At 71.9% G+C, this 24,813-nt stretch carries 24 protein-coding genes; 11 read left to right on the top strand and 13 right to left on the bottom strand.

Annotated features, from left to right (window positions below; translation table 11 throughout):
- The first annotated feature begins 3 nt into the window (after positions 1–3).
- Complete coding sequence (locus ASG96_RS13950) at positions 4–354, top strand: RNA polymerase-binding protein RbpA (protein ID WP_081633871.1); 351 nt, start codon at positions 4–6, stop codon at positions 352–354.
- A gap of 138 nt (positions 355–492) precedes the next feature.
- Here the strand turns inward: ASG96_RS13950 and pgl are convergent, their stop codons facing one another.
- From pgl to tkt, 6 genes are read right to left on the bottom strand one after another with little or no spacing between them, the layout of a single operon-like run.
- Positions 493–1,227, bottom strand: coding sequence for a 6-phosphogluconolactonase (gene pgl, locus ASG96_RS13945; protein WP_057588238.1), 735 nt, complete (start codon positions 1,225–1,227; stop codon positions 493–495).
- Positions 1,224–2,678 carry a glucose-6-phosphate dehydrogenase assembly protein OpcA gene (gene opcA / locus ASG96_RS13940; RefSeq protein WP_200958619.1) on the bottom strand — a complete coding sequence of 485 codons (1,455 nt, stop codon included), beginning with the start codon at positions 2,676–2,678 and terminating at the stop codon, positions 1,224–1,226. Before opcA ends, pgl begins: the two co-directional genes overlap by 4 nt.
- A complete protein-coding gene (gene zwf / locus ASG96_RS13935) occupies positions 2,675–4,216 on the bottom strand; it encodes a glucose-6-phosphate dehydrogenase (RefSeq protein WP_056757144.1) in 1,542 nt (513 codons plus the stop codon). Before zwf ends, opcA begins: the two co-directional genes overlap by 4 nt.
- Positions 4,213–5,853: a glucose-6-phosphate isomerase gene (locus tag ASG96_RS13930; RefSeq protein ID WP_057588237.1), complete on the bottom strand. Its 1,641-nt coding sequence runs from the start codon at positions 5,851–5,853 to the stop codon at positions 4,213–4,215. Before ASG96_RS13930 ends, zwf begins: the two co-directional genes overlap by 4 nt.
- On the bottom strand, positions 5,850–6,962 hold the full coding sequence (gene tal / locus ASG96_RS13925; protein WP_056757702.1) for a transaldolase: 1,113 nt from the start codon (positions 6,960–6,962) through the stop codon (positions 5,850–5,852). Before tal ends, ASG96_RS13930 begins: the two co-directional genes overlap by 4 nt.
- Before the next feature lie 5 nt (positions 6,963–6,967).
- Positions 6,968–9,331, bottom strand: coding sequence for a transketolase (gene tkt, locus ASG96_RS13920; RefSeq protein ID WP_057588236.1), 2,364 nt, complete (start codon positions 9,329–9,331; stop codon positions 6,968–6,970).
- A 189-nt stretch (positions 9,332–9,520) separates the two neighbouring features.
- On the opposite strand from tkt, the gene ASG96_RS13915 reads away from it, so the two are divergent.
- On the top strand, positions 9,521–10,495 hold the full coding sequence (locus tag ASG96_RS13915) for a heme o synthase (RefSeq protein WP_369813591.1): 975 nt from the start codon (positions 9,521–9,523) through the stop codon (positions 10,493–10,495).
- A 40-nt stretch (positions 10,496–10,535) separates the two neighbouring features.
- Here ASG96_RS13915 and ASG96_RS13910 read toward each other — a convergent pair whose 3' ends face one another.
- From ASG96_RS13910 to ASG96_RS13880, 7 genes are all read right to left on the bottom strand, one after another.
- The gene (locus ASG96_RS13910; protein WP_056757133.1) at positions 10,536–11,552 is read right to left on the bottom strand and encodes an NUDIX hydrolase; all 1,017 of its coding nucleotides are present in this window, start codon (positions 11,550–11,552) and stop codon (positions 10,536–10,538) included.
- 9 nt (positions 11,553–11,561) lie between these two features.
- Positions 11,562–12,590: a cell wall metabolism sensor histidine kinase WalK gene (locus tag ASG96_RS13905; RefSeq protein WP_082591805.1), complete on the bottom strand. Its 1,029-nt coding sequence runs from the start codon at positions 12,588–12,590 to the stop codon at positions 11,562–11,564.
- On the bottom strand, positions 12,587–13,300 hold the full coding sequence (locus ASG96_RS13900) for a response regulator transcription factor (RefSeq protein WP_056757127.1): 714 nt from the start codon (positions 13,298–13,300) through the stop codon (positions 12,587–12,589). Before ASG96_RS13900 ends, ASG96_RS13905 begins: the two co-directional genes overlap by 4 nt.
- Positions 13,301–13,376: 76 nt before the next feature.
- Positions 13,377–14,306 (bottom strand): heme A synthase, encoded by a 930-nt coding sequence (locus ASG96_RS13895; RefSeq protein ID WP_056757699.1) that lies wholly within the window; start codon positions 14,304–14,306, stop codon positions 13,377–13,379.
- A gap of 142 nt (positions 14,307–14,448) precedes the next feature.
- The gene (locus ASG96_RS13890; RefSeq protein WP_056757124.1) at positions 14,449–14,931 is read right to left on the bottom strand and encodes a DUF2231 domain-containing protein; all 483 of its coding nucleotides are present in this window, start codon (positions 14,929–14,931) and stop codon (positions 14,449–14,451) included.
- Between the two features lie 78 nt (positions 14,932–15,009).
- Positions 15,010–15,789 (bottom strand): ABC transporter permease, encoded by a 780-nt coding sequence (locus tag ASG96_RS13885; protein WP_056757122.1) that lies wholly within the window; start codon positions 15,787–15,789, stop codon positions 15,010–15,012.
- A complete protein-coding gene (locus ASG96_RS13880; RefSeq protein WP_056757120.1) occupies positions 15,786–16,496 on the bottom strand; it encodes an ABC transporter ATP-binding protein in 711 nt (236 codons plus the stop codon). The genes ASG96_RS13885 and ASG96_RS13880 overlap by 4 nt, the downstream gene beginning before the upstream one ends.
- Positions 16,497–16,624: 128 nt before the next feature.
- On the opposite strand from ASG96_RS13880, the gene ASG96_RS13875 reads away from it, so the two are divergent.
- From ASG96_RS13875 to ASG96_RS13835, 9 genes are all read left to right on the top strand, one after another.
- Positions 16,625–17,290, top strand: a complete 666-nt coding sequence (locus ASG96_RS13875) for a phosphatidylserine decarboxylase (RefSeq protein WP_056757117.1) — start codon at positions 16,625–16,627, stop codon at positions 17,288–17,290.
- Positions 17,287–18,243, top strand: a complete 957-nt coding sequence (locus ASG96_RS13870) for a phosphatidylcholine/phosphatidylserine synthase (RefSeq protein WP_056757114.1) — start codon at positions 17,287–17,289, stop codon at positions 18,241–18,243. The genes ASG96_RS13875 and ASG96_RS13870 overlap by 4 nt, the downstream gene beginning before the upstream one ends.
- 64 nt (positions 18,244–18,307) lie before the next feature.
- Positions 18,308–19,189 carry a metalloregulator ArsR/SmtB family transcription factor gene (locus ASG96_RS13865; protein ID WP_082591773.1) on the top strand — a complete coding sequence of 294 codons (882 nt, stop codon included), beginning with the start codon at positions 18,308–18,310 and terminating at the stop codon, positions 19,187–19,189.
- Positions 19,186–20,607, top strand: a complete 1,422-nt coding sequence (gene sufB / locus ASG96_RS13860; protein ID WP_056757109.1) for a Fe-S cluster assembly protein SufB — start codon at positions 19,186–19,188, stop codon at positions 20,605–20,607. The genes ASG96_RS13865 and sufB overlap by 4 nt, the downstream gene beginning before the upstream one ends.
- A gap of 8 nt (positions 20,608–20,615) precedes the next feature.
- Positions 20,616–21,911, top strand: coding sequence for a Fe-S cluster assembly protein SufD (sufD, locus tag ASG96_RS13855; RefSeq protein WP_157610898.1), 1,296 nt, complete (start codon positions 20,616–20,618; stop codon positions 21,909–21,911).
- Between the two features lie 3 nt (positions 21,912–21,914).
- Positions 21,915–22,691: a Fe-S cluster assembly ATPase SufC gene (gene sufC / locus ASG96_RS13850; protein ID WP_057588233.1), complete on the top strand. Its 777-nt coding sequence runs from the start codon at positions 21,915–21,917 to the stop codon at positions 22,689–22,691.
- Positions 22,692–22,696: 5 nt separating this feature from the next.
- A complete protein-coding gene (locus ASG96_RS13845; protein WP_057588232.1) occupies positions 22,697–24,001 on the top strand; it encodes a SufS family cysteine desulfurase in 1,305 nt (434 codons plus the stop codon).
- The gene (gene sufU, locus ASG96_RS13840; protein WP_057588231.1) at positions 24,001–24,483 is read left to right on the top strand and encodes a Fe-S cluster assembly sulfur transfer protein SufU; all 483 of its coding nucleotides are present in this window, start codon (positions 24,001–24,003) and stop codon (positions 24,481–24,483) included. Before ASG96_RS13845 ends, sufU begins: the two co-directional genes overlap by 1 nt.
- Positions 24,480–24,806: a metal-sulfur cluster assembly factor gene (locus tag ASG96_RS13835; protein WP_020144129.1), complete on the top strand. Its 327-nt coding sequence runs from the start codon at positions 24,480–24,482 to the stop codon at positions 24,804–24,806. The genes sufU and ASG96_RS13835 overlap by 4 nt, the downstream gene beginning before the upstream one ends.
- Positions 24,807–24,813 lie beyond the last annotated feature (7 nt).

Genomic DNA, 24,813 nt, shown 5'->3' with positions numbered 1-24,813 from the left:
CAGATGGCCAGCGGTAACGCCATTCGTGGAAGCAGGGTCGGCGCCGGCCCCATGGGCGAGGCCGAGCGCGGCGACGCCGCCCCTCGCGTCCACATCTCCTACTGGTGCTCCAACGGGCACGAGACACGTCCGAGCTTCGCCGAGGAGCCCGGCATGGTCCTGCCCGAGACGTGGGACTGCCCGCGCTGCGGCTTCCCCGCCGGTCAGGACAAGGACAACCCTCCGGCCCCGCCGAAGGTCGAGCCCTACAAGACGCACCTCGCCTACGTGAAGGAGCGTCGCAGCGACGCCGACGGTGCGGCCATCCTCGACGAGGCCCTCAGCACCCTGCGCGAGCGCGGCCTCATCCAGTGAGCTGACGGGTCGCCCCACTGGGCGACCTGACGACGAAGGGCCCGGGAGATGAGATCCTCCCGGGCCCTTCGTCGTGTCGTATGCCCGTCCGCCGGCGTATGCCGTCCGCCGGGGCTGACGCCCTACCGCGGGCGTCGGTCAGTCGAGTTCCGACGCCGCGTCAGCGTCGACGAGCCACAGCGTCGCGTCGGTGCCCACCGGGCCGGCCGCCGGGACGTCCCAGCGGTCCGCTCCGGGGGCCAGGGCGGCCCGGACCGCCTCGGCCTTGTCGGCTCCGGAGACGAGGAACCACACCTCGTGCGAGCGCTCGAAGCACTCGAAGGTGAGGCTCACCCGGTCCGGTGGCGGTTTCGGCGAGTCGTGCACGGCGACGGCGATGGCGTCGGTGAGCCGCTGGGCGGGGTGGTGGGGGAAGAGCGAGGCCACGTGACCGTCCGGACCCACGCCGAACAGCACGACGTCCCAGGTCTTCTGGCCGTGCTCGCGGATGGTCTGGCCGTAGGCCTCCGCGCTGGCTTCGGCGCTCTGCGAGACGTCGGGGCCGGCCACCCGGTGCACCTTCGCGGGGTCGAGTCCCAGCGCGCTGAGACCGGCCTCGTCGTTCTGGGTGTCGTTGCGGTCGGGGTCACCGGCCGGGAGGTAGCGCTCGTCGCCCCACCAGACCCGGACCCGTGACCAGTCGACGGCCGTGCGACCCGGGGTCCTCAGGACGGAGGCGATGATCGCCGAGCCCATGGACCCGCCGGTCAGGGCCACCTGGGCCTCGGGGTTGCGGGTCTGCGCGTCGATCACCGCCGTGACGAGCCGAGCGGCTGCAGCGTCGGCCAGGGACTGCTTGTCCGGGTGGACGACCACCCGCGGTTCGCCGCTCACGAGGTGGCCGTCCCGCTCGCCGTCGCGTTCGTGGCGGAGGCCTTCGTGGCCGTGGGCGTGGTGGACTTCCTGGCCGAGGCCTTGCGCGTGCCCGCGGTGGTGCGCGTCGCGGTCTTCTTCGCGACGGCCTTGGTCGCCGAGGTCCTGGTCGCGGCGGCCTTCGCCCCCGCACGCCCGGTGCTCGCCCGCTTGGCCGTCGACCGCTTCGCCGCGGACCCCGACGTGGCCGGGGCGCTCTTCGTCGCCGCCGTGCCCGAGGTCGTCTCGCCGCCGGTCGGGGTCGACGACGTCGCGTCAGAGTTCTTGCGGGCCTTGGCGGCCTGCTTCTCGCGGGGGGTGCGCTTGCCGGCGAGCTTGCGGACCGTCGCCGCGTGCACGTCGGCGGTCTCGGCATGCTCGGGCGCCGGGGGAGCGGTGATCATCGCGCTGGCCTCCTGCGCGGACTCGTCCCGGCCGAGCCGGGCAGCGAGTCGACGCGACGCGGCGGGGTCCGGGGCCTTGCCCGCCTTGGCCGCGGCGGCGGCGGTGAGACGCACCGGCTGGAGCGCCTGGATGCCGTGCAGCAGGGCGTCCTCGTAGGCGTCGTCGGGGTCGAGGCGTCGCAGCTCGTCGGCGAGGCACTCGGGAAGCTCGCGCCGGGGCAGGCTGATCCGACGGTCGGGCTGGCCGGTCTGCGAGAGCGTCGCGACGACGTCGCCGGGGCGCACGAGGTCGATGGGGCCGCTCTTGCGCTCGAGACGGACCGAGCTGATGCCCGAACCGCGTGGGGTGGAGACCCGGTGCACGGGCACCCGCAGCCGTCGCGAGAGCCAGCCCGCCAGCAGGTCGGACGACGGGGAGTCCGGAGCGCCGCTGACGACGGCGCCGGTGATCGGCTCGTAGGGCGGCTGGTCGAGCGCCGCGGCCAGCAGGCCGCGCCACCGGGTGAGGCGTGTCCACGCGAGGTCGGTGTCGCCGGGGGCGTAGTTCGCCGCACGCTTCTTGAGCATGAGCCGCGGGTTGCGGTGCTCGGCGGCGTCGGTGATCCGGCGCTGCGCCATCGCCCCGATGGGGTCCTTGGCGACGTCGGCCGGCGCCTCGCCGGGCCACCAGGCCACGATTGGGGAGTCGGGCAGCAGCAGCGGCACGACGACGCTCGGGCCGTGGTTGGCCAGTGCGCCGTAGAGCCGCAGCACGACGATCTCGCTCGCACCGGCGTCACCGCCGAGGCGGATCTGGGCGTCGAGGCGGTTCTTGCCACGACGGTCTCCCGAGATGACGACGACGATGCGGCACGGGTGCTGGCGGCTGGCCTGGTTGGCGATGTCGATGGCGTTGCCGGCGTCGGTGTCCTCGACGACGACGACGAGCGTCAGCACCCGGCCCAGCGCCATCGCGCCGACCTCGTTGCGCAGGCGCACCAGCATCTTGCTGATGCCGGTGGTCGTGGTGTCGGTCAGGTCGCGGATCACGGCATCCTCCACGTACGTCCGTCGCGTTCGAGCATCTCGTCGGCCGAGGGCGGCCCCCACGTCCCCGCGGGGTACTGCTCGGGCTTGCCCGACTTGGCCCAGTGCTTCATGAGCGGGTCGAGGATCCGCCAGGACGACTCGACCTCCTCGTGCCGCGGGAAGAGCGGCGGCTCACCGAGCAGCACGTCGAGGATGAGGCGTTCGTACGCCTCGGGCGAGGCCTCGGTGAACGACGAGCCGTAGCCGAAGTCCATCGTGACGTCGCGGACCTCCATCTGCGCGCCGGGCACCTTGGAGCCGAAGCGGATGGTGACGCCCTCGTCGGGCTGGACGCGGATGACGATGGCGTTCTGGCCGAGCTCCTCCGTCGCGGTGTGCTCGAAGGGCAGGTGCGGCGCGCGCTTGAAGACGACGGCGATCTCGGTGACGCGCTTGCCGAGTCGCTTGCCGGTGCGCAGGTAGAAGGGGACGCCGGCCCAGCGGCGGGTGTCGACCTCGAGGGTCACCGCAGCGAAGGTCTCGGTGACCGACTTCGGGTCGACGCCGTCCTCCTGGAGGTAGCCGACGACCTCCTCGGCACCCTGCCAGCCACCGGCGTACTGCCCACGTGCGGCGCCCTTGTCGAGGTCCGCGGGGAGGCGGACCGCCGAGAGCACCTTCTCCTTCTCGGCGCGAAGGTCCTTGGCGTCGAAGGACACCGGCTCCTCCATGGCCGTGAGCGCGAGGAGCTGGAGCAGGTGGTTCTGGATGACGTCGCGCGCGGCGCCGATGCCGTCGTAGTAGCCGGCGCGGCCCGCGATGCCGATGTCCTCGGCCATCGTGATCTGCACGTGGTCGACGTAGTTGGCGTTCCACACCGGCTCGAAGAGCTGGTTGGCGAAGCGCAGGGCGAGGAGGTTCTGGACCGTCTCCTTGCCGAGGTAGTGGTCGATGCGGAAGACGGAGTCGGGCGGGAAGACCCCCTCGACGATCTCGTTGAGCTGCTGGGCGCTCTTGAGGTCGTGGCCGAAGGGCTTCTCGATGATGACGCGTCGCCAGCTGTCGCCCTCGGCCGTCGTCAGGCCGCACCGCTCGAGCTGCTCGCACACGGTGGCGAAGAAGCCCGGGGGGATCGACAGGTAGAAGGCATGGTTGCCCCCCGTGCCGCGGTCCATGTCGAGCTCGTCGACGGTCCTGGCGAGCAGGTCGAACGCCGCGGGGTCGTCGAACGTGCCGGGCACGAACCGGAAGCCCTCGGAGAGGTTGCGCCACACGTCCTCGCTGAAGGGCGTGCGGGCGTGCTGCTTCACGGCGTCGTGGACGACCTGGCCGAAGTCCTGCGCCGCCCAGTCCCTTCGGGCGAAGCCGACGAGCGAGAAGCCCGGCGGCAGCAGCCCACGGTTGGCGAGGTCGTAGATCGCCGGCATGAGCTTCTTGCGGGCGAGGTCACCGGTCACGCCGAACAGCACGAGACCACACGGTCCCGCGATGCGGGGGAGGCGCTTGTCCTCGGCGGTGCGCAGCGGGTTGTGCCCGTGCGAGATGCGCGCCGGAGTCATGCACGTCCTCCTGCCAGCAGCGCTTCGCGCAGCTGAGCGAGTCCTGCGTCGTGGTCGGTGAGGTGCAGCTGGAGGACGGGGCGACCGTGCTCGGCGAGGACGGCGGCGTCGCCTCCGGCCTGGGAGGCGATGAAGTCACCGAAGGTGAACTCGCGACCGGGGATCGAGAGGTCCTCCTTTGGCGCCGTGGTCACCTGGAGGTAGACGCCGACGGCCGGGCCGCCCTTGTGGAACTGGCCCGTCGAGTGGAGGAAGCGCGGGCCCCAGCCGAACGTCGTCGGACGCTCGGTGCGGCGGGCCAGCGGGACGCGGCACTCGGCGAGGTCGGCGTCGGCGAGCCGGTCGAGGTAGGCCATGACGGCGACGTAGCCGTGCTGCGGGTCGAGCTGGGCGAAGAGCGCGTCGAGGGCCGCCGGGACGGTCGTCGCGTCGCCGAGCCAGTCGCCCGAGCCGCCGAGCGATCGGATCTCGACGGAGCCGTCCGTCGCGGCAGGGTCGGCGGCGGCGCCCGTCCCCTGGTCGAGCAGGGCCCGAGCGGCCTTCTTGGCGCTCTCGACGTCGGGCTGGTCGAACGGGTTGATGCCGAGCAGCCGGCCGGCGACGGCCGTCGCCACCTCCCACAGGAGCAGCTGGGCACCCAGGGCGCCGCCCACGCGTACCTCCGAGGCGACGTCGTCGCCCGGGCGGGACTCGTTGTCGGCGGCCACGAGGCGCACCACGGTGACGTCGGCCGCAGGCCAGGCCACCTCGGGGTCCTGCTCGCCTCCGGCGACGACGGGAAGCACGCCGGTGCCGTTCTTGCCCGTGGACTCGGCGATGAGCTGCTCGGCCCAGTCGGCGAACCCGACGATGCCGGAACCGTCGTCGACGAGGACGAGCTTGTCGCGCAGCGGGTCGGTGCCCCCCATGGCGGCGCCGAGGCGCAGACCGGGGTTGGCGTCGTCGTCGGCGGCCAGCAGGTCGGCGACGGACTCGGCCTCGTCGAGAAGCGCCTCGACGTCGACGCCGGCGAGACCGCTGGGCACGAGACCGAAGGCGGTCAGCGCGGAGTAGCGACCGCCGACGTTCGGGTCGGCGTTGACGACGCGGTAGCCCTTGCCGCGGGACTCCTGGTCGAGCGGGCTGCCGGGGTCGGTGACGATGACGATGCGCGACGCCGGGTCGATGCCGGCGTCGGTGAACGCCTGCTCGTAGGCGCGCCGCTGCGAGTCGGTCTCGACGGTGGAGCCGGACTTGCTCGAGACGACGACCACGGTGTGCTCGAGGTCGTCTCCGAGGGCCCGGCGGACGTAGTCGGGGTCGGACGAGTCGAGCACGACGAGCGGCTTGCCGGCCGTCGCGCAGATGACCTCGGGGGCGAGCGACGAGCCGCCCATGCCGCAGAGCACGACATGGTCGAGGCCCTGCTCGGAGAAGGACTCGCGCAGCGCGGCGATCTCTCCGACGAGGGGGCGCGACGAGCGCGGCAGGCCCACCCACGACAGGCGGATGCTCGACTCGGACTCGGCGTCAGGGCCCCACAGCGTGGGGTCCTGGGCGAAGAGGCGGCTCGCGACGGAGTCGTCGACGAGGCTCGGCACGTGCCTCCCGATCGCGTCCGCCGCTGCTCCTGATGCGCTGACGGACAGCGAGCTCATGCCGTCACCTTCTCCATCTCCGCGGTGACGCCGTCCAACAGCTCACCCCACGCCTTCTCGAACTTGTCGACGCCCTCGGTCTCGAGCAGGTCGACGACCTCGGTGTAGGAGACCCCGACGCCCTCGAGGTCGTCGAGGACGTTGCCGGCCAGCTCGTAGCCGCCGGTCACCGTGTCGCCGTGGATGTCGCCGTGGTCGGCCGTCGCCTCGAGCGTCTTGCCGGGCATCGTGTTGACGACGTCGGCGGCCACGAGCTCGGTGACGTACATCGTGTCGGGGTAGGCCGGGTCCTTGACGCCGGTGGACGCCCAGAGCGGGCGCTGCACGTTCGCGCCCGCCTCGGCGAGCGAGCCCCAGCGCGGCGTCGAGAAGACCTCCTCGAAGGCCTGGTAGGCGAGGCGCGCGTTGGCCAGTCCGGCCTTGCCCTTGAGGGCACGGGCCTCGTCGGTGCCGATGGTGTCGAGGCGCTTGTCGATCTCGGTGTCGACGCGGGAGACGAAGAACGAGGCGACCGAGTGGATCGTCGACAGGTCGTGGCCGTTCGCGTGCGCCTTCTCGAGGCCCTCGAGATAGGCGTTCATGACGGCGCGGTAGCGCTCGAGGGAGAAGATCAGGGTCACGTTGACGCTGATGCCCTCGGCGATGGTCGCCGTGATGGCCGGGAGACCCGCCTTGGTCGCGGGGATCTTGATGAGCACGTTCGGGCGGTCCACGTCGCCGTGCATCTGCTTCGCCTGCTCGACCGTCTTGTCGGTGTCGTGGGCCAGGCGCGGGTCGACCTCGATGGAGACTCGGCCGTCGACGCCACGCGTCGACTCGTAGAGCGGCAGGAAGAGGTCGCACGCGTCGCGGACGTCCTCCGTCGTCAGCTCGTGGACGACCTCCTCGACGTCCTTGCCGGCCTTGGTCAGGGCGGCCAGGTCGTCGTTGTAGCGGTCGCCCTTCGACAGCGCCGCCTGGAAGATCGAGGGGTTCGAGGTGACACCGACGACGTTGCGCTCCTCGATGAGCTCGGAGATCCTGCCGGTCTCGATGAGCTCGCGGGAGAGGTCGTCGAGCCAGATGGAGACGCCTGCCTGTGAGAGCGCCTGGGTGTTCGGGTTGGTCATGCTGGTCACTTCCCCTTGCTCGTAGCGGATGCGGCTGCCGCACCGGCGGCCTTGCCGCTGCCGGTCGTCGCGTCGTCACCCATGACGGTGGTGGACGCGCTCTGGGCGGCGCGCGCCGGGTTGGTCTCGGTGACCCCCGGGGCCTTCGTCGCGGAGCCCTTGGCTGCCTTGATGGAGTCCTTCGCCGCCTTGACGACCGCGTCGGCGGTGATGCCGAACTCGCGGTACAGGGTGGCCTGGTCGGCGGAGGCGCCGAAGTGCTCGATGCTCACGATGCGCCCGGCGTCGCCGACGACGTCGTGCCACCCCATCGAGATCCCCGCCTCGACGCTGACACGGCCGCGGACTGCCGGCGGCAGAACCTTGTCCTGGTAGGAACGGGTCTGCTTCTCGAACCATTCCCGGCAGGGCATCGACACGACGCGCGTCGCGATGCGGGACTTCTCGAGGCGCTCGGCGGCCTGGACCGCCAGCTGCACCTCGGAACCCGTTGCGACGATGACGACGTCGGGGTCGCCGGCCCGCGACTCCTCGACGAGGACGTAGGCGCCCTTGGCGACGCCGCTCACCTTGCCGTAGGTTTTGCGGTCCCACGTCGGGACGGGCTGGCGGGTCAGGCACAGCGCGGCCGGACCGTCGGTGTTCGTGAGGATCTGCGCCCAGGCGGCCGCGGTCTCGTTGGCGTCGGCGGGTCGCACGACGTCGAGACCGGGGATGGCGCGCAGGGCGGCGAGGTGCTCGATCGGCTGGTGCGTGGGGCCGTCCTCGCCGAGGCCGATGGAGTCGTGCGTCCAGACGTACGTGACGGGTGCCTGCTGGATCGCGGCGAGGCGCACGGCCGGGCGCATGTAGTCGGAGAAGACGAGGAACGTTCCGCCGTAGGGACGGGTCAGGCCCTCGAGCGCGATCCCGTTGAGGATCATGCCCATGCCGTTCTCGCGGATGCCGAAGTGCAGCGTGCGGCCGAACGGGCCGCCCTTCCACGTCGACGTCTGCTTCGAGCTGGGGATGAAGGACGGCTGGCCCTCCATCGTCGTGTTGTTGGACTCGGCGAGGTCGGCCGAGCCGCCCCAGAGCTCGGGCATGACGTCGGCGATGGCCGTGAGGACCTTGCCGGACGCGGCGCGGGTCGCGACGCCCTTCTCGTCGGCGGGGAAGGTGGGCATGGCCTTGGCCAGACCGGCCGGGGCCTTCCCGGCGAGGATGCGGTCGAGCAGCGTCGCGCGGTCGGGGTTGGCCTTGCGCCACGCCTTGTACGTCTTGTCCCACTCGCGGTGCGCGGCCTTGCCCCGCTTGACGACGTCGCGTGCGTGCTTGAGGACGGCGGGCTCGACGACGAACGTCTTCTTCGGGTCGAAGCCGAGCAGCTCCTTCGTGCCGCCGATCTCCTCGTCGCCGAGGGCCGAGCCGTGCGACTTGCCGGTGTTCTGCTTCGTCGGTGCGGGCCACGCGATGATGGTGTGCAGCACGACGAGCGTCGGCTTGTCCGTCACCGTGTCGCCGGAGCGGATCGCGGCGAGCAGGGCGTCGACGTCCTCGACGTAGGTGGCGCCGTCGGCGTCCTTGCGCCAGTCGACCTCCACGACGTGCCAGCCGTAGGCCTCGAAGCGCGCCGCGACGTCCTCGCTGAACGCGATGTCGGTGTCGTCCTCGATGGAGATCTGGTTGGCGTCGTAGACGACGGTGAGGTTGCCGAGCTCCTGGTGGCCTGCGAGGGCGCAGGCCTCGTGCGAGACGCCCTCCTGCATGTCGCCGTCGGAGGCGATGACGTAGACGTGGTGGTCGAAGGGGCTCGTGCCCGGCTCGGCCTCGGGGTCGAAGAGGCCGCGCTGGCGGCGCTGGGCCATGGCCATGCCGACGGCGGACGCCAGGCCCGAGCCGAGCGGGCCGGTCGTGATCTCGACGCCGGGGGTGTGGTGCACCTCGGGGTGGCCGGGGGTCAGCGAACCCCACGTGCGCAGCGACTTGAGGTCGTCGAGCGAGAGGCCGTAGCCGCTGAGGTAGAGCTGGATGTACTGCGTCAGGCTCGAGTGCCCGCAGGAGAGCACGAACCGGTCGCGCCCCAGCCAGGCCGGGTCGGAGGGGTCGTGCGTCATGACGTTCTGGTACAGCAGGTACGCGAGCGGGGCGAGCGACATCGCGGTGCCGGGGTGGCCGTTGCCGACCTTCTGCACGGCGTCGGCGGCGAGAAGGCGCGTGGTGTCGACCGCGCGGACGTCGAGGTCGCTCCAGCCGGCCTTCTTCGCCACGGGCAGCGGCAGACCCGGGTCGCGCTGTGCCAGCAGGCCCTTCGTCGTCGCCGTCCGCGTGGTGCCGGATCGGGTGGGCTTCTTCGCCTTCGTGGCGGTGCTGGACGCAGCAGTGGGCACGGAACGGGTCTCCTTCAACAAAGGTTGATCACGTACGGCCACGAGCCTAGTGCCCGCGCTGTGAGGGACGACACCTCGCCCGACGGTCGGTACGGCGTACTGCCGGTGCGGTGCCGGCCGTCGGCGGTGACGGTCTAGACTTGCGACGCAATGCTCACGTACCCATCGGGTCGGAGCGACGTACCAGCGGTGAGGATCTCAGTGACAACGGTGGACCCCCGCGCCGACCTCTCGGCGCTGAACGGTCCGGACGGCAGTGGGCTGAAGTTCCTCGTCGGACAGTACGTCTCCCTGATGAAGCCCCGGATCATCGAGCTGCTCCTCATCACGACGATCCCCGTGATGTTCCTGGCCGAGCAGGGTGTGCCCGACCTGTGGCTCGTCGTCGCGACCGTCGTCGGCGGCACGCTGTCGGCGGGCGCGGCCAACACCCTCAACTGCTACATCGACCGTGACATCGACGCGGTCATGCACCGCACGAGCCGACGTCCGCTGGTGACCGGGACGGTCAGCCCGCGGGGAGCCCTCGTCTTCGGGGTGGCCCTCGCCGTCGGGTCGACCCTGTGGCTTGGCCTGCTCGTCAACTGGCTGAGTGCCTGGCTCGCCCTCGGGGCACTGCTCTTCTACGTCTTCGGCTACACGCTGCTGCTCAAGCGCCGCACGGCCCAGAACATCGTCTGGGGCGGGGCCGCGGGCTGCATGCCGGTGCTCATCGGATGGTCGGCCGTGACCGACTCGCTCAGCTGGTCGGCGTTCATCCTCTTCATGGTCATCTTCTTCTGGACGCCGCCGCACTACTGGCCGCTGTCGATGCGCTACAAGGACGACTACGCCACCGCGCACGTGCCGATGCTCCCGGTCGTCGAGCGCTTCGTCGTCGTGGCACGGCAGATCGTCGTCTACTCGTGGGCCATGGTCCTGACGTCCCTGGCCCTCGTGCCGGTCCAGCACGTCGGGTGGGTCTACACCGTGGCCGCCGTGGTCGCGGGGGCGCTCTTCCTCACCGAGGCACACCGCCTCCTCGCGAAGGCGTGTGCGGGTGCGGCCGAGGACGTCCTCAAGCCCATGCGCCTGTTCCACTTCTCGATCACGTACCTCACGGTCCTCTTCGTGGGTGTCGCGCTCGACCCGATCTGGCACCTGCCGCTGCCGTTCTACTCCTGACGCGCACCCGCCCGCCGAGGCCGTATGCCGGCCGGCGCGCTCACGTGGTCGGCGTGCCGTCCTCGAGGTAGAGCGTCCCGCCGCCCTCGTGGCGGTGCAGCGCGGTGAGCAGCCGCTCGTTGTAGGGCGCCACCCGGCCCGGCCAGTCGTCCGGCCCGGTCCAGTGCACGTCGCGGATCTCGCGCTGCTGTAGGTGCGCCCGCTCGACGACGTCGGCCTCGACGGTGCCGAGGTCGAAGACGAAGACGGTCGCGTCGCCCCAGCCGTGGAGCGCGGGGAGCCAGTTGACGGCGAGCAGCGGACCGGCGCTGACGGTCAGGTCGAGCTCCTCGCGGACCTCGCGGACGACGCAGGCGGCGGGGGACTCGTGCCGGTCCACGACACCGCCGGGCAGGTCCCACTCGCGCTTGTAGACGAGCTCGCAGAGGAGCAGGTGCCCCGAGCCCGAGCGCAGGACGCCCTGGGCGATGGCGCGCTTGGTCGGCAGGGTCGAGTCGAGCATGGCGGTGAAGCCCTCGCGGGTGTCCGGGTGGGCGTCGTCGCGGCGCCGGCCGAGCACGACGGTGTCCTGGCGCACGCCGGCGAGGGTGGCGTTGCCGCGGAGGTGGCCCTCGCGACGCAGCCCGGCCCGCAGGGCCGTGCGCACGGAGGCCCGGTTGTCGGGGTTGACGTGCGCCTCGACCCGCTCGAGGTCGAGCGCCTCGAACGCCCACTCGACGAGCAGTCGCACGGCCCGCCACGCGAGCCCCCGGCCGCGGTACGGCGCGAAGACGGCCCACGACAGGACGCCGACGCGTGGCTCCTGGACCCGGACGTCGACGGTGCCGGCGGCTCGCCCGCGCCACTCGACGAGGTAGGTGACCTTGGACCGGTCGCTCCACTCGGTGCGCGTCCGCTCGATCCAGGCCCGGTGCTCCTCGACGGGCGGCGGCGCCACGGGGAAGTCGAACCAGCGGGCGATCTCGCTGTCGTGCAGGGTCCGGGTGGCGTCGCTGTCGTCGAGCGTCCACGGACGGAGCACGAGCTCGCCCTCGCGGAGCGTCGGCTGGTCGGTCACCGCCCCAGCCTAGGGATGACCGCCCGGCGTCGGCTCGGTGAGGGGCAGGGTCAGCTCGAAGCGGCACCCGGGGCCGGCGTTGGCCACGGTCACGTCGCCACCGTGGGCCCGGGCGATGCCACGCGCGACGGCGAGCCCGAGGCCGGCGCCCACCCCCGCGGCCGGGGTCCGCGCACTCGTGCCGCGCCAGCCCGGCTCGAAGAGCCGGTCGAGCTCACTGGCAGGGATGCCGCCGCAGCCGTCCGCGACGGCGACGCGGGCCACGTCGTGGTCGGCCGTGAGGGAGATGTCGACGCTGCCGCCGGCGTCCGTGTGGGTCAAAGCGTTCGTCACGAGGTTGGACAGGGCGCGGGAGAGCTCACCCGCGTCGGCCGAGGCGGTGACGGACCCGGTCGGGGCCGAGCCTGCGACGTGGACGCCGCGTCCGTCCGCGAGGACGCGCGCGGAGGCGAGGGCGTCGGACACGAGGTCGCCGAGGTCGACGGGTGCCCGGTCGAGTCGCAGCGTGCCGGACTGGAGGCGGGAGAGTGCGAGGAGCCCGCCGACCATGTCGGACATCCGGTCGGCCTCCGAGCGGATGCGCGCCGGGTACGACCCGTCCGCGGGGGCGTGGCCGTCCTCGATCGCCTCCGCCATCGCCCGAATGCCCGCCAGCGGGGTGCGCAGGTCGTGCGACACCCAGGCGACGAGCTCGCGCCGGCTCTCCTCGACCTGTCGGTCGCGGTCGCGCTCGGCCGCCTCCTCCGCGGAGGCGCGCATCAGCTCCTGGACCCGTCGGGCGATGAGCCAGCCGAAGACGGCCGCGATGGGGAGCGAGGTGGCGGTGACGACGAGGACCACGAGCTGGTCGTGCTCGTTGATGAACATCGCCCGCGCCGTGACGACGACCCCGAGGGCGACGGTGAGGATGACGACGACGGGGGCCACCACCGCGGCGGCGACGAGGGAGCGGGCGGCGAGCGCCCGGACGACGAGCGCGCCGACGGTCCCGACCGCGACGGCAGCGAGCGCGGCGAACAGGGCCGCCTCGGCGATCACGGGCCCGCCGCCGCGGGGGCGACGCCGTCCCACCGGTAGCCCACACCCCACACCGTCTGGAGCCGGACGGGCCGCGCGGGGTCGGTCTCGACCTTCTCGCGCAGACGGCGTACGTGCACGGTCACCGTGGACTCGTCGCCGTACTCCCAGCCCCACACCTGCTCCATCAGCTCCCGCCGGGAGAAGGCCGTGCCCGGGTGGGCCATGAGGTGGGCGAGCAGGTCGAACTCGCGGCTGGTCAGCGCGAGGGGTGCGTTGCCGAGCCAGGCCTGGTGGCGTCGGGTGTCGACGCGCAGGTCGTCGTCCACGAGGGTCGTCACCGCCGGCTCCGCCACCGCGGTCGGCGGTGCGGCCCTGCGCAGGATCGACTGGATGCGCAGCACGAGCTCGCGGCTGCTGAACGGCTTCGTCACGTAGTCGTCGGCGCCGATCTCGAGGCCGAGGACGCGGTCCGACTCCTCACCCCGGGCCGTCAGCATGACGACGGGCAGGTCGCCGCGTTCCGAGCGCAGCCGGCGGAACACCTCCAGGCCGTCGAGGCCGGGCAGCGTCAGGTCGAGCACGACGAGGTCGGGGGAGCGGGTCCGGGCCACGGACAGCGCGTCGAGCCCGTCGCCGGCCTCGAGCACGTCGAGTCCGGCGCGGGTCAGGTAGCCCGAGACGACCTCGCGCAGGGTGGGGTCGTCGTCGACGACGAGGACGGTGGGCACGCCACCAGCCTAGGCAGCGGCGCGCCCTCCGGAGCGGCGAAAGTCCTTGTGGTCCGGTGACGTCGGCGCGTGGTCGTCAGACCGGATGGCGTCTCGTGGCCAGGACGCCGAACGTCAGCGCGACGACGAGCAGGCTGGCCCCCAACATGTGCAGCAGGACGAGCAGCTCGGGCAGCTTCGTGAAGTACTGGATGTAGCCGATGAGCCCCTGGGCGAGGGTGACGACGAGCACCATGGTCCAGGCCCGGCGGGCCTCGTCGGTGGTCGCCGTGATGCGCACCGCGACGAGGGTCGCGATGACGAGACCGCAGAAGAGCATGACGGCGTCGGCGTGCATCCACGAGACGAAGCGCGGGTCGAAGCCCGTGCGGGCGGGCCGGTCGGCGTCGCCCGAGTGCGGCCCCGAGCCGGTGACGATGGTGCCGAGGAGCAGCACGACCGCGCCCACGGCGCTCGTGCCGAGGGCCAGCGTCCGGGCGAGCGGGTGGACGACGAGCTCGCCCGGGCCCGAGACGTCGTCGCGGGCTCCGCGCACGAGCGCCGTCGACAGCGCGACGAGCACCATCGAGAGCAGGAAGTGCGACATGACGGTCCACGGGTTGAGGCCGGTCAGGACGGTGATGCCGCCGAGGACCGCCTGGGCGGGGATGCCGGCGAGGACGCCGATCGCGACGCGGTGGAGCCGGCGGCGCTGCGGCCAGTGCGTGAGCACGACCCACAGCGAGGCCAGCGCGAGGACGGTGACGACGCCCGTCAGCATGCGGTTGCCGAACTCGACGAGGTCGTGGAACTCGCTCTCGGGCGTGCGCACCGGTGTGAACGACCCCGGCTGGCACTCCGGCCACGTGCTGCACCCGAGCCCGCTGCCGGTGAGGCGCACGATGCCGCCGGTGACGACGATGCCGACCTCGCCGACGAGGTTGGCGAGCAGGAGCGGCCGCACCCAGCGGGAGCGGACGGCGGGGAGATGACCTGCAGCCCGCGCGAGCCGGCTCTGGCCGGTCAGGGGGACGGCGTCGGTCACGGTTGGCGTGGAGGACACCCCGCAAGGGTATGCCGCCGGGCCCGGTCTCCCCGCATCGCCCCGAGCTGCCGGGGGCTGTGTGAGTCAGGCCCGCGCGCGCCGTGGGCGAAGCCCGCCACCGGGTTCAGGCCACGTCGTTCCACACGACCTGCGAGCCGGCGTGGCCCGCGAGGACGACGGTGACGACGGCCGCCACGGCGGCGAGGACGACGAGAGTGCTGACGATGACGTCGAGGGCGTGCCCGCGGGGCGACTCCTCGTCCGGGGGCCGGGCGAACCAGAGAGCGAGGAGCGTGATCCCCATGAACAGCAGGCAGAACAGCTTGGCGCGGTCGCCCCACTCGACGTGCTCGCGCAGCAGGTCGAAGTCCGTCGTGCTCGCTCGCACGGCGGACACCCGGCGCTGCAGGGCCTCGCCGCTCTCGGCCGCGACGAAGGCCGAGGCCCCCGAGATCACGGCACCTGCGGCGGTGGGCCAGCGCAGCACCCGTCGCCACGCGGGGCGGACGGCGTAGGCGATCGCGCACAGCGCCGACAGCGGCACGAGGACGATGACGGCGTGGATGACGAGGGCATGCATCGGGAGACCGAAGATGTAGTCGAACACGTCGCCTCCGGCCGATCGGGTCGTGGGGTGGGTGGTACGGATGGTCCCTGTGGTCGTGCTGCGGCCAGTCTCGTCGGTTCAGTCGTCGAAGCGGAAGAGACGCGCCGCGAGGACCGTCGCCACCAGTCCCCACGCGACGACGACTGCGAGCGCGGGAAGGTTCAGCACACCGTCGACGAGGGCCGACCGGAGCCCGTCGGCCAGGCCCGCCGAGGGGAGGTAGGCCACGACGTGCGACACGCCCGCGGGGAGCTCGGTCCGCGGCACGATGACACCGCCGACGGCGAGCAGCAGCACCCACACGAGGTTGGCGATCGCGAGCACGGCCTCGGCCCGCAGGGTGCCCGCGAGCAGGAGGGCCAGGGCCACGAAGGCCCACGTGCCGAGGACGACGAAGAGGACGGCATACGGGATCCCGGAGACCTCCGGCCGCCACCCGAGCGCGAGACCCAGCACGGCGATGACGCCGATCTGGAGCACCTCGACGGCCAGGGTCGCGATCACCTTGGCCGCGACGAGACCGCCCCGTCCGAGGGGGGTGACGCCGAGGTAGCGCAGCACGGCGTAGCGCCGGTCGAACGCGGTCGAGATCGCCTGGGCGGTGAACGCGGCGGAGATGACGCAGAGGGCGATGACACCCGGCGTCGCCACGTCGATGCGCGTGCCCGGGCCGAGGGACGGGGTCGTCGTCACGCTGAGCCCGACGAGTGCCATCGCGGGCAGCACGAGGGAGACGAGGAGCTGCTCGCCGTTGCGGAGCAGGCTCCCCACCTCGAAGCCGGACTGGGCCAGGACGCGCCGGCGGGAGGCGGCGGCGCGGGAGGTGCCCGGCGTCGTCGGGGCGGCCGAGGTGCTCACGCGGCTCCCTTGCGGGTCAGGCTGAAGTAGACGTCCTCGAGGGAGCGACCGGCGGTCACCGAGGCGGGCGTCCCCTCCGCGACGGTGCGTCCGGCGTTCATGATGACGAGGTGGTCGGCGAGCCGCTCGGCCTCCTCGAAGGAGTGGGTCGTCACGACGACGGTGGTGCCGGCGTCGCGCTGCTCGGCCACGAGGTCCCACACGTCGAGCCGGCCGTGCGGGTCCAGACCGGCGGCGGGCTCGTCGAGGAAGAGGACCTCGGGCCGACCGAGCAGCGACGCCGCGAGCGCGAGGCGCTGCTTCTGGCCGCCCGACAGGCGGCGCACCGTCGTCGACGCGAAGTCGGTGACGCCGAGGCGACGCGCCACCGCATCGACGTCGACGGGGTCGGCGTAGAGCCGGGAGAGGTGGTGGAGGAGGCGCAGCGGCTTCGTGCCGTTGGGCAGACCCCCCGCCTGGAGCATGACGCCCACGCGGGCACGGTGGTCGGCGCTCGCCTGCCACGGGTCGGTGCCGAGCACCCTCACCGTGCCGCTGTCGGGTCGGCCGAGCCCGACGGCGCACTCGATGGCCGTCGTCTTGCCCGCGCCGTTGGGACCGAGTACCGCGGTGATGCGTCCCGCCGGTGCCGTCCACGTCAGCCCGTCGAGCGCGGCGACCTGACCGAAGGTGCGGTGGAGGTCGGACAGTGTCACCGCAGCGGTCATGGCCCATGAGTCTAGGCTCGGTCCCGACGACCCAGGTCACCGCACCTCGGTCGCCACCGGCGTACCCCCTCGCCGTCCCCGCTCCGCCCCACCCGCCGCCCGACTCGACCCTGACGGAGACCCCACCCGTGAAGATCGACCCAGCCGCCAAGCCCTTCACCGCGATGGCCGCCGCGCCCACGGTGATCGCTGCGCTGGCCCGCCGACCGCGTACGACCGCCGCCCTCGGCCTGCTGACGGCGGGGGTGACCCTCTTCTTCCGCGACCCCGACCGCACCCCGGACCGCACGCCCGTGACCGACCCCGACGTCGTGCTCGCCCCGGCCGACGGGATCGTCATGCACGTGGGGGAGCCGCAGCCGGGCATCGCCCCGCCCGGTGAGTGGCAGCAGGTCAGCATCTTCCTGTCCCTGCTCGACGTGCACATGAACCGCTCGCCCTACGGTGGCCGCGTCATCGACGTCACGCACACGCCGGGCCGCTTCCTCGCCGCCTACCGCGCCGAGAGCGCCACGAAGAACGAGCGCAGCGAGATCATCGTCGAGCGCGTCGTCGCGGGCCGACCGCGTCGCATCGTCTACCGCCAGCTCGTGGGCCAGCTGGCGCGCCGCATCGTCACCAGGATCGAGCCGGGCGACGAGATCGCCACGGGCGAGCGCATGGGCCTGATGAAGTTCGGCTCGCGCATGGACGTCTTCGTGCCGCCGGAGGTGCAGCTCGAGGTCAGCAAGGGCAAGCGCGCCATCGGGGGAGAGACGGTCCTGGGCCGCTTCCCGGCGGCGGACGCATCGTGACCGGCGACGCGGCCTCCGACGAGCGCCCGCGGCGGCGCGACCGCGTGAGCCGGCGCATCCGGCTCGTGTCGGCCACCGGGGCCAGGGTCATCCCGCTCGACCGGCTCAACCCGCGTGTCCGAGCCCGGGCGACCCTCCCGAGCCTCTTCACGCTGGGCAACATGCTGTGCGGCTTCTCGTCGGTGCTGCTGTCCTTCCAGGGACACTTCCGGGCGGCAGCCGTCCTCGTCGGCATCTCGATCATCCTCGACATCTGCGACGGTGCGGTGGCTCGGGCGGTCGGCGCCATCACGCCCTTCGGCCTCCAGTTCGACTCGCTCGCCGACCTCATCTCGTTCGGCATCGCGCCTGCGGTGCTCGTCTACACGTGGGCGCTGCCGGCGTACCCCGTCTGGGCGTGGGCCGGCGCGATGTTCTGGCTGGCCTGCGCGGCCTACCGCCTGGCCCGCTTCAACGTCACCATCGACCCGCTCGCCGACAAGCGCTACTTCGTCGGCCTCGCGAGCCCTGGTGCCGCCGGCGTCGTCATCTCGACCGTGCTCGCCATCGGGGAGCCGCTCTATGACTGGGCGCCCCTCGTGCCCGTCGTGGCCGGGGTGGTGCCGGCGGCCCTCATGGCGTCGTCGTTCCGCTTCCGCTCCTTCCGCGACCTGCTGTCGCCGCGGCATCTGCGCATCACGGTCCCGCTCGGCATCGTCATCGCCGTCGGCCTGGCCCTCTTCCCGGGCGCGACCGGCATGGCGCTCGCCTACGGCTACGTCCTCACCTGCCCGCTGGGCTGGGTCACGTCACCACTGCGGCGGCGGTGGTTCGGCGAGGCCGCCGTCGCCCCGCCGCGGACCCGCATGCCGTCGGTCATCATGCCGCCGGACGCCGACGACGACCTGGACGACGCCGACGACGACGCCGACGACGAGGCGGGGGACTGCGACGACCTCGACGGCGACCGCTGAGGACGCCCGGCGAGGGTAAGGGGGGCCTAACTGGAAGTTGGGGCCCTAATTACGTCACAATGGTGTGGTGTTTATCGGAGAGCACGCACCGCGTGAGACGAAGGACGGCGAGCACGTCTCGCCGCTCGAGTCGCGCACGCGCTCGCGGGTGCTCCACATGGTCTCCGCCGACGGCCCCATCTCGGCCGCCGAGCTCGGTCGTCACCTCGACCTGACCCCCGCCGCCGTGCGTCGTCACCTCGACGCGCTGGTCGAGCAGGGCGCCGTCGTGCCGCACGAGCCCACCGGTGGCCGCCGTGGCCGTGGTCGTCCCGCCCGCGCCTACGTCGTGTCCGACGCCGGGCACAGCGCCCTCGAAGCCGACTACGACTCGCTCGCAGTCGAGGTGCTGCGCTACCTCGAGGAGCACGCGGGTCCGGCTGCCGTCGGCGAGTTCGCCCGCAGCCGCGTCGGCGCGCTCGAGGAGCGGTATGCCGCCCGCCTCGCCGCCGCCGGTGACGACCCCGCCGCTCGCACCGAGGCCCTCGTCGAGGCCCTCAGCGAGGACGGCTTCGCCGCGACCGCCCGTCCCGTCGGGGCCGGCGGCCTGACCGGCGTCCAGCTGTGCCAGGGTCACTGCCCGGTGCAGCACGTCGCCACCGAGTTCCCGGCCTTCTGCGAGGCCGAGACCGACGCGTTCTCCCGCCTGCTCGGGGTGCACGTCCAGCGCCTCGCGACCCTCGCGGGCGGACACCACGTGTGCACGACCTTCGTCCCGACCGGTGGAATCGGCTCCCGTCCCCGGAAGACCTCGCCGGTCGCCGGTGTTGACCCGGAGGCCGCCCCGACCACCACGACCACCACGACCACCCAGACTCCCCACGACACGCCGGGCACGCCCGCCGGCACGCGTACGCCCCGCACGAGCACCGACACGCTCACGCACGTCAAGGAAGGTTCCTCATGACCACCCACATCGAAGAGCTGAACCCCGGCCTCAAGGGCATCGGCACCTACGAGTACGGCTGGGCCGACAGCGACGTGGCCGGGTCCACGGCGCGTCGTGGGCTCAACGAGGACGTCGTGCGCGACATCTCGGCCCGCAAGACCGAGCCGGAGTGGATGACGAAGCTGCGCCTGAAGAGCCTCAGCCTCTTCGGCAAGAAGCCCATGCCGTCGTGGGGCTCCGACCTCACCGGCATCGACTTCCAGAACATCAAGTACTTCGTGAAGTCCACCGAGAAGCAGGCGGCCACGTGGGACGACCTGCCCGAGGACATCAAGAACACCTACGACCGCCTGGGCATCCCCGAGGCCGAGAAGCAGCGGCTCGTCTCCGGCGTCGCCGCGCAGTACGAGTCGGAGGTCGTCTACCACCAGATCCGTGAGGACCTCGAGGCCCAGGGCGTCATCTTCCTCGACACCGACACGGCGCTGAAGGAGCACGAGGACCTCTTCCGCGAGCACTTCGCCACGGTGATCCCGGCCGGTGACAACAAGTTCGCAGCGCTCAACACGGCCGTGTGGTCGGGTGGCTCGTTCATCTACGTGCCCAAGGGCGTCCACGTCGACATCCCGCTCCAGGCGTACTTCCGCATCAACACCGAGAACATGGGCCAGTTCGAGCGGACGCTGATCATCGCCGACGAGGGTTCCTACGTGCACTACGTCGAAGGCTGCACCGCGCCGATCTACAAGTCGGACTCGCTGCACTCGGCCGTCGTCGAGATCATCGTCAAGAAGAACGCCCGGGTGCGCTACACGACGATCCAGAACTGGTCCAACAACGTCTACAACCTCGTCACCAAGCGGGCGACCTGCGAGGCCGGCGCGACGATGGAGTGGGTCGACGGCAACATCGGCTCCAAGGTGACGATGAAGTACCCCGCCGTCTTCCTCATGGGCGAGCACGCGAAGGGTGAGACGCTCTCGATCGCCTTCGCCGGCGCGGGCCAGCACCAGGACACCGGCTCCAAGATGGTTCACTGTGCTCCCAACACCAAGAGCTCGATCATCAGCAAGTCGGTCGCCCGTGGTGGCGGGCGCGCGAGCTACCGCGGCCTCGTGCAGGTGCTCGAGGGCGCCTCGCACTCGGCATCGACCGTGCGCTGCGACGCGCTGCTCGTCGACACGATCAGCCGCTCCGACACCTACCCCTACGTCGACATCCGCGAGGACGACGTCTCGATGGGTCACGAGGCCACGGTCTCCAAGGTGTCCGAGGACCAGCTCTTCTACCTCATGTCCCGCGGCATGGCCGAGGACGAGGCCATGGCGATGATCGTGCGCGGCTTCATCGAGCCGATCGCGCGTGAGCTGCCCATGGAGTACGCCCTCGAGCTCAACCGCCTCATCGAGCTGCAGATGGAAGGAGCCGTCGGCTGATGAGCCTTCTGGCTGACACGACGACCGACACCCCCGAGACCCAGCAGAGCGAGACCACGGTGCCCGACGCCGCCCCCACCGCCACGACCACCCTCCCCGGCGCCACCGCCCACACCGACTCGGCCGCGGCGTTCGTGCCCGTCCAGTCGCGGGCCGAGCGCACGGCGTCCTTCGACGTCTCCGCGTTCCCGCTCCCGACGGGCCGCGAGGAGGACTGGCGCTTCACGCCCGTCAAGAAGCTCGCCGGCCTGCTGGCCGAGGGCGCGACGGGAAGCCTCGACTGGAGCACGTCGCTCCCCGAGGGCGTCACGACGTCGACGATCACCTCCGAGCAGGCCCAGAGCCTCGGCATCCTGCCGCCCCAGGACCGCGCGGCCGTCGTTGCCGCCGCGGCCGCCGACGGCGCTGTGCTGCTCGACATCCCGGCCGACGCCGAGCTCGACGAGCCGGTCCGCCTCTCGCTCGTCGGCCGGGGCGGGGAGCCCGTGCACGGCCACCTCGTCGTGCGTGCCGGACGATTCTCCAAGGCGACCGTCGTCGTCGAGCACACCGGCTCGGCCCGCTACTGCCAGCTCCTGTCAGTCGTCACCGACGACGGCTCCGACCTCACCGTCGTGTCGGTGCAGCGCTGGGCCGACGACGCCCAGCACCTGGCCCAGCACGACGCGCTCGTCGGTCGCGACGCCCGCTTCAAGCACCTCTCGGTGTCGCTCGGCGGGGAGGTCGTCCGCGTCAACGCCAACGTGCGCTACGCCGGTCCCGGTGGCGACGCGACCCTTCTCGGCGTCTACTTCGCCGACGCCGGTCAGCACCTCGAGCACCGCTCGTACGTCGACCACAACACCCCCCACTGCAAGAGCCGCGCCACCTACAAGGGTGCGCTCCAGGGCGAGTCCGCCCGCACCGTGTGGGTCGGCGACGTCCTGATCCGCGCGGAGGCCGAGGGCACCGACACCTACGAGCTCAACCGCAACCTCGTGCTCACCGACGGCGCTCGCGCCGACTCGGTGCCGAACCTCGAGATCGAGACCGGCGAGATCCTGGGTGCTGGACACGCTTCTGCCACAGGGCGTTTCGACGACCTGCAGCTGTTCTACCTGCAGTCGCGCGGCATCAACGAGGACGAGGCCAAGCGCCTCGTCGTGCGCGGCTTCTTCGCCGACATCATCCGTGAGATCCCGCTCGCCGACCTGCGTGACGAGATCACCGCCGCCATCGAGGACGAGCTCGCGTCGACGGCGTACGCCGCTCCCACCCAGCACACCCCCAGCACAGACACCGCCAGCACCAACAAGGAGAACTGACCCATGAGCACGCTCGAGATCAAGGGACTGACGGTCTCGGTCGAGACCGAGGACGGCCCCAAGGAGATCCTGCGCGGGGTCGACCTCACCGTGAAGTCGGGGGAGACCCACGCGATCATGGGGCCCAACGGCTCCGGCAAGTCGACGCTGGCCTACAGCATCGCCGGCCACCCGAAGTACACCGTCACCGGCGGCACGGTGACGCTGGACGGCGAGGACGTCCTCGCCATGAAGGTCGACGAGCGCGCCCGCGCCGGCCTGTTCCTCGCGATGCAGTACCCCGTCGAGGTCCCCGGCGTCACGGTCAGCAACTTCCTCCGCACGGCCAAGACCGCCATCGACGGCGAGGCGCCCAAGCTGCGCACGTGGGTCAAGGACGTCAAGGCGGCCATGGGCAACCTGCGCATGGACCCCGCGTTCGCCGAGCGCAACGTCAACGAGGGCTTCTCCGGTGGTGAGAAGAAGCGCCACGAGATCCTCCAGATGGAGCTGCTCCGACCCAAGGTGGCCGTGCTCGACGAGACCGACTCCGGCCTCGACGTCGACGCGCTCAAGATCGTCTCCGAGGGCGTCAACCGCGCGAAGGACTCGAGCGACCTCGGCGTCCTGCTCATCACGCACTACACGCGCATCCTGCGCTACATCAAGCCCGACTTCGTGCACGTCTTCGTCGACGGCAAGGTCGTCGAGGAGGGTGGCCCCGAGCTGGCCGACCGCCTCGAGGACGAGGGCTACGACCGCTACCTCACCGCGGCTCCGGCCGCGGCGGTCGAGGTCTGAGCCGAATGACCGACGTCCTGCCCTTCACGGACGGGGAGCTCGCCGCGATCCGCGGCGACTTCCCGATCCTGACGCGCACGGTGCGCGACGGCAGGCCGCTCGTCTACCTCGACTCCGGGGCGACGTCGCACAAGCCGACGCAGGTCCTCGACGCCGAGCGCGCGTTCTACGAGCAGCACAACGCTGCGGTCCACCGCGGCGCGCACCAGCTCGCGGAGGAGGCCACCGACGACTTCGAGGCGGCGCGGGCGACCGTCGCGTCGTTCATCGGCGCGCCCGCCGACGAGGTCGTCTTCACCAAGAACGCCACCGAGGCGATCAACCTCGTGGCGTACGCCTTCTCCAACGCGGCCCCGACCGCCGACCCCAAGGACGAGCGGTTCGTGCTCCGCCCCGGTGACGAGATCCTCGTGACCGAGATGGAGCACCACGCCAACCTCGTCCCGTGGCAGGAGCTCGCCCGTCGCACCGGCGCGACCCTGCGCTGGGTGCCGGTCGACGCCGACGGCGCGCTCGACCTGACGGGTCTCGACGGCCTGCTCACCGAGCGCACCAAGGTGTTCGCCTTCACCCACGTCTCCAACGTGCTCGGCACGGTCAACCCCGTCGCCGAGCTCGCTGAGCGCGCGCACGCGGTCGGGGCGCTCGTCGTCGTCGACGCGTGCCAGTCGGTGCCGCACCTCGCGCTCGACGTCGCCACCCTGGGCGCGGACTTCGTCGCCTTCAGCGGCCACAAGATGTACGGCCCGATGGGGGTCGGCGTCCTCTGGGGCCGCGGCGAGCTCCTCGAGGTCATGCCGCCGTTCCTGACGGGCGGCTCGATGATCGAGCTCGTGACGATGGAGCGCTCCACCTACGCACCCGCGCCGCAGAAGTTCGAGGCGGGCGTGCCCAACGCGGCGCAGGCCGTGGGGCTGGCCGCCGCGGTGCGGTGGATCGAGGCCCTCGGCATCGAGCGCATCCACGCGCACGAGGCCGCCCTCGTCGACCTGCTGCAGCGGGGCCTCGCCGAGCGCCCGTGGGTGCGTGTCGTCGGTCCGCCGCTCGGCACGCCGCGCGGCGGCGCCGTCGCGTTCGTCGTGGACGGCGTGCACGCGCACGACGTCGGGCAGGTGCTCGACGACGCCGGGGTGGCCGTCCGCGTGGGCCACCACTGCGCGTGGCCGCTGCACCGGGTGCTCGGCGCCACCGCCACGACCCGTGCGTCGTTCGCCGTCCACAACACCGTCGCCGAGGTCGAGGCGCTGCTCGCGGCGCTCGACCGCGTGCCGGTGGTCTTCGGCCTTCACACGGAGAGGGAGGCGAGCTGATGGACCTCTACCAGGAGCTCATCCTCGAGCACTCGAAGCGCCCGCACCACGCGGGTCTGCGCGAGCCCTTCGACGCCGAGGTGCACCACATCAACCCGACGTGCGGCGACGAGGTGACCCTGCGGGTCGACGTCTCCGGCACGGGCGCCGACGCCGTCGTGACCGACGTGTCCTACGAGGCGCAGGGCTGCTCGATCTCCGTCGCGAGCTCGTCCGTGCTCGCCGAGGAGGTCATCGGCCACCCGGTCGTCGAGGCCCTGCAGACCTTCGAGGCGGTGCGCGCCATGCTGACCTCCCGTGGCCAGGTGGCCGGCGACGAGACGGTCATCGGCGACGGCGTGGCCTTCGCCGGCGTCTCGAAGTACCCCGCGCGCGTCAAGTGCGCCCTGCTCGGCTGGACCGCTTTCACCGACGCGCTGGCTCGAGCCGGCGTCGACATCACTTCCACGAGTTCCGCCTCCCCCCAAGGAGTTTCGTCATGACCCAGACCACCACCCCGCCCAACGTGGCTGACGTCGAGGAGGCCATGCGCGACGTCGTCGACCCCGAGCTCGGCATCAACGTCGTCGACCTCGGCCTCGTCTACGGCATCACCGTCGACGCGCAGTCGCACGCCGTCATCGACATGACGCTGACGTCGGCTGCGTGCCCCCTCACCGACGTCATCGAGGACCAGACCGCGCAGGCGCTCGAGGGTCTCGTCACGACGCACCGCATCAACTGGGTGTGGATGCCGCCGTGGGGTCCCGACAAGATCACCGAGGACGGCCGCGAGCAGCTGCGCGCCCTCGGCTTCAACCTCTGAGCCTGCA

This window comes from Terrabacter sp. Soil810, from assembly GCF_001429645.1.
Taxonomy (GTDB): Bacteria; Actinomycetota; Actinomycetes; order Actinomycetales; family Dermatophilaceae; genus Terrabacter.
Note: the sequence above shows the minus strand (reverse complement) of the source record. Positions and strands in the feature narration are given on the sequence as shown.

Bases quoted from the DNA above. Each gene is read 5' to 3' on its own strand.
- sufC (WP_057588233.1), top strand. From the start codon at position 21,915: ATGAGCACGCTCGAGATCAAGGGACTGACGGTCTCGGTCGAGACCGAG.
- ASG96_RS13950 (WP_081633871.1), top strand. From the start codon at position 4: ATGGCCAGCGGTAACGCCATTCGTGGAAGCAGGGTCGGCGCCGGCCCC.
- ASG96_RS13930 (WP_057588237.1), bottom strand. From the start codon at position 5,853: ATGAGCTCGCTGTCCGTCAGCGCATCAGGAGCAGCGGCGGACGCGATC.
- zwf (WP_056757144.1), bottom strand. From the start codon at position 4,216: ATGACTCCGGCGCGCATCTCGCACGGGCACAACCCGCTGCGCACCGCC.
- ASG96_RS13835 (WP_020144129.1), top strand. From the start codon at position 24,480: ATGACCCAGACCACCACCCCGCCCAACGTGGCTGACGTCGAGGAGGCC.
- ASG96_RS13880 (WP_056757120.1), bottom strand. From the start codon at position 16,496: ATGACCGCTGCGGTGACACTGTCCGACCTCCACCGCACCTTCGGTCAG.
- sufB (WP_056757109.1), top strand. From the start codon at position 19,186: ATGACCACCCACATCGAAGAGCTGAACCCCGGCCTCAAGGGCATCGGC.
- tal (WP_056757702.1), bottom strand. From the start codon at position 6,962: ATGACCAACCCGAACACCCAGGCGCTCTCACAGGCAGGCGTCTCCATC.
- ASG96_RS13845 (WP_057588232.1), top strand. From the start codon at position 22,697: ATGACCGACGTCCTGCCCTTCACGGACGGGGAGCTCGCCGCGATCCGC.
- sufU (WP_057588231.1), top strand. From the start codon at position 24,001: ATGGACCTCTACCAGGAGCTCATCCTCGAGCACTCGAAGCGCCCGCAC.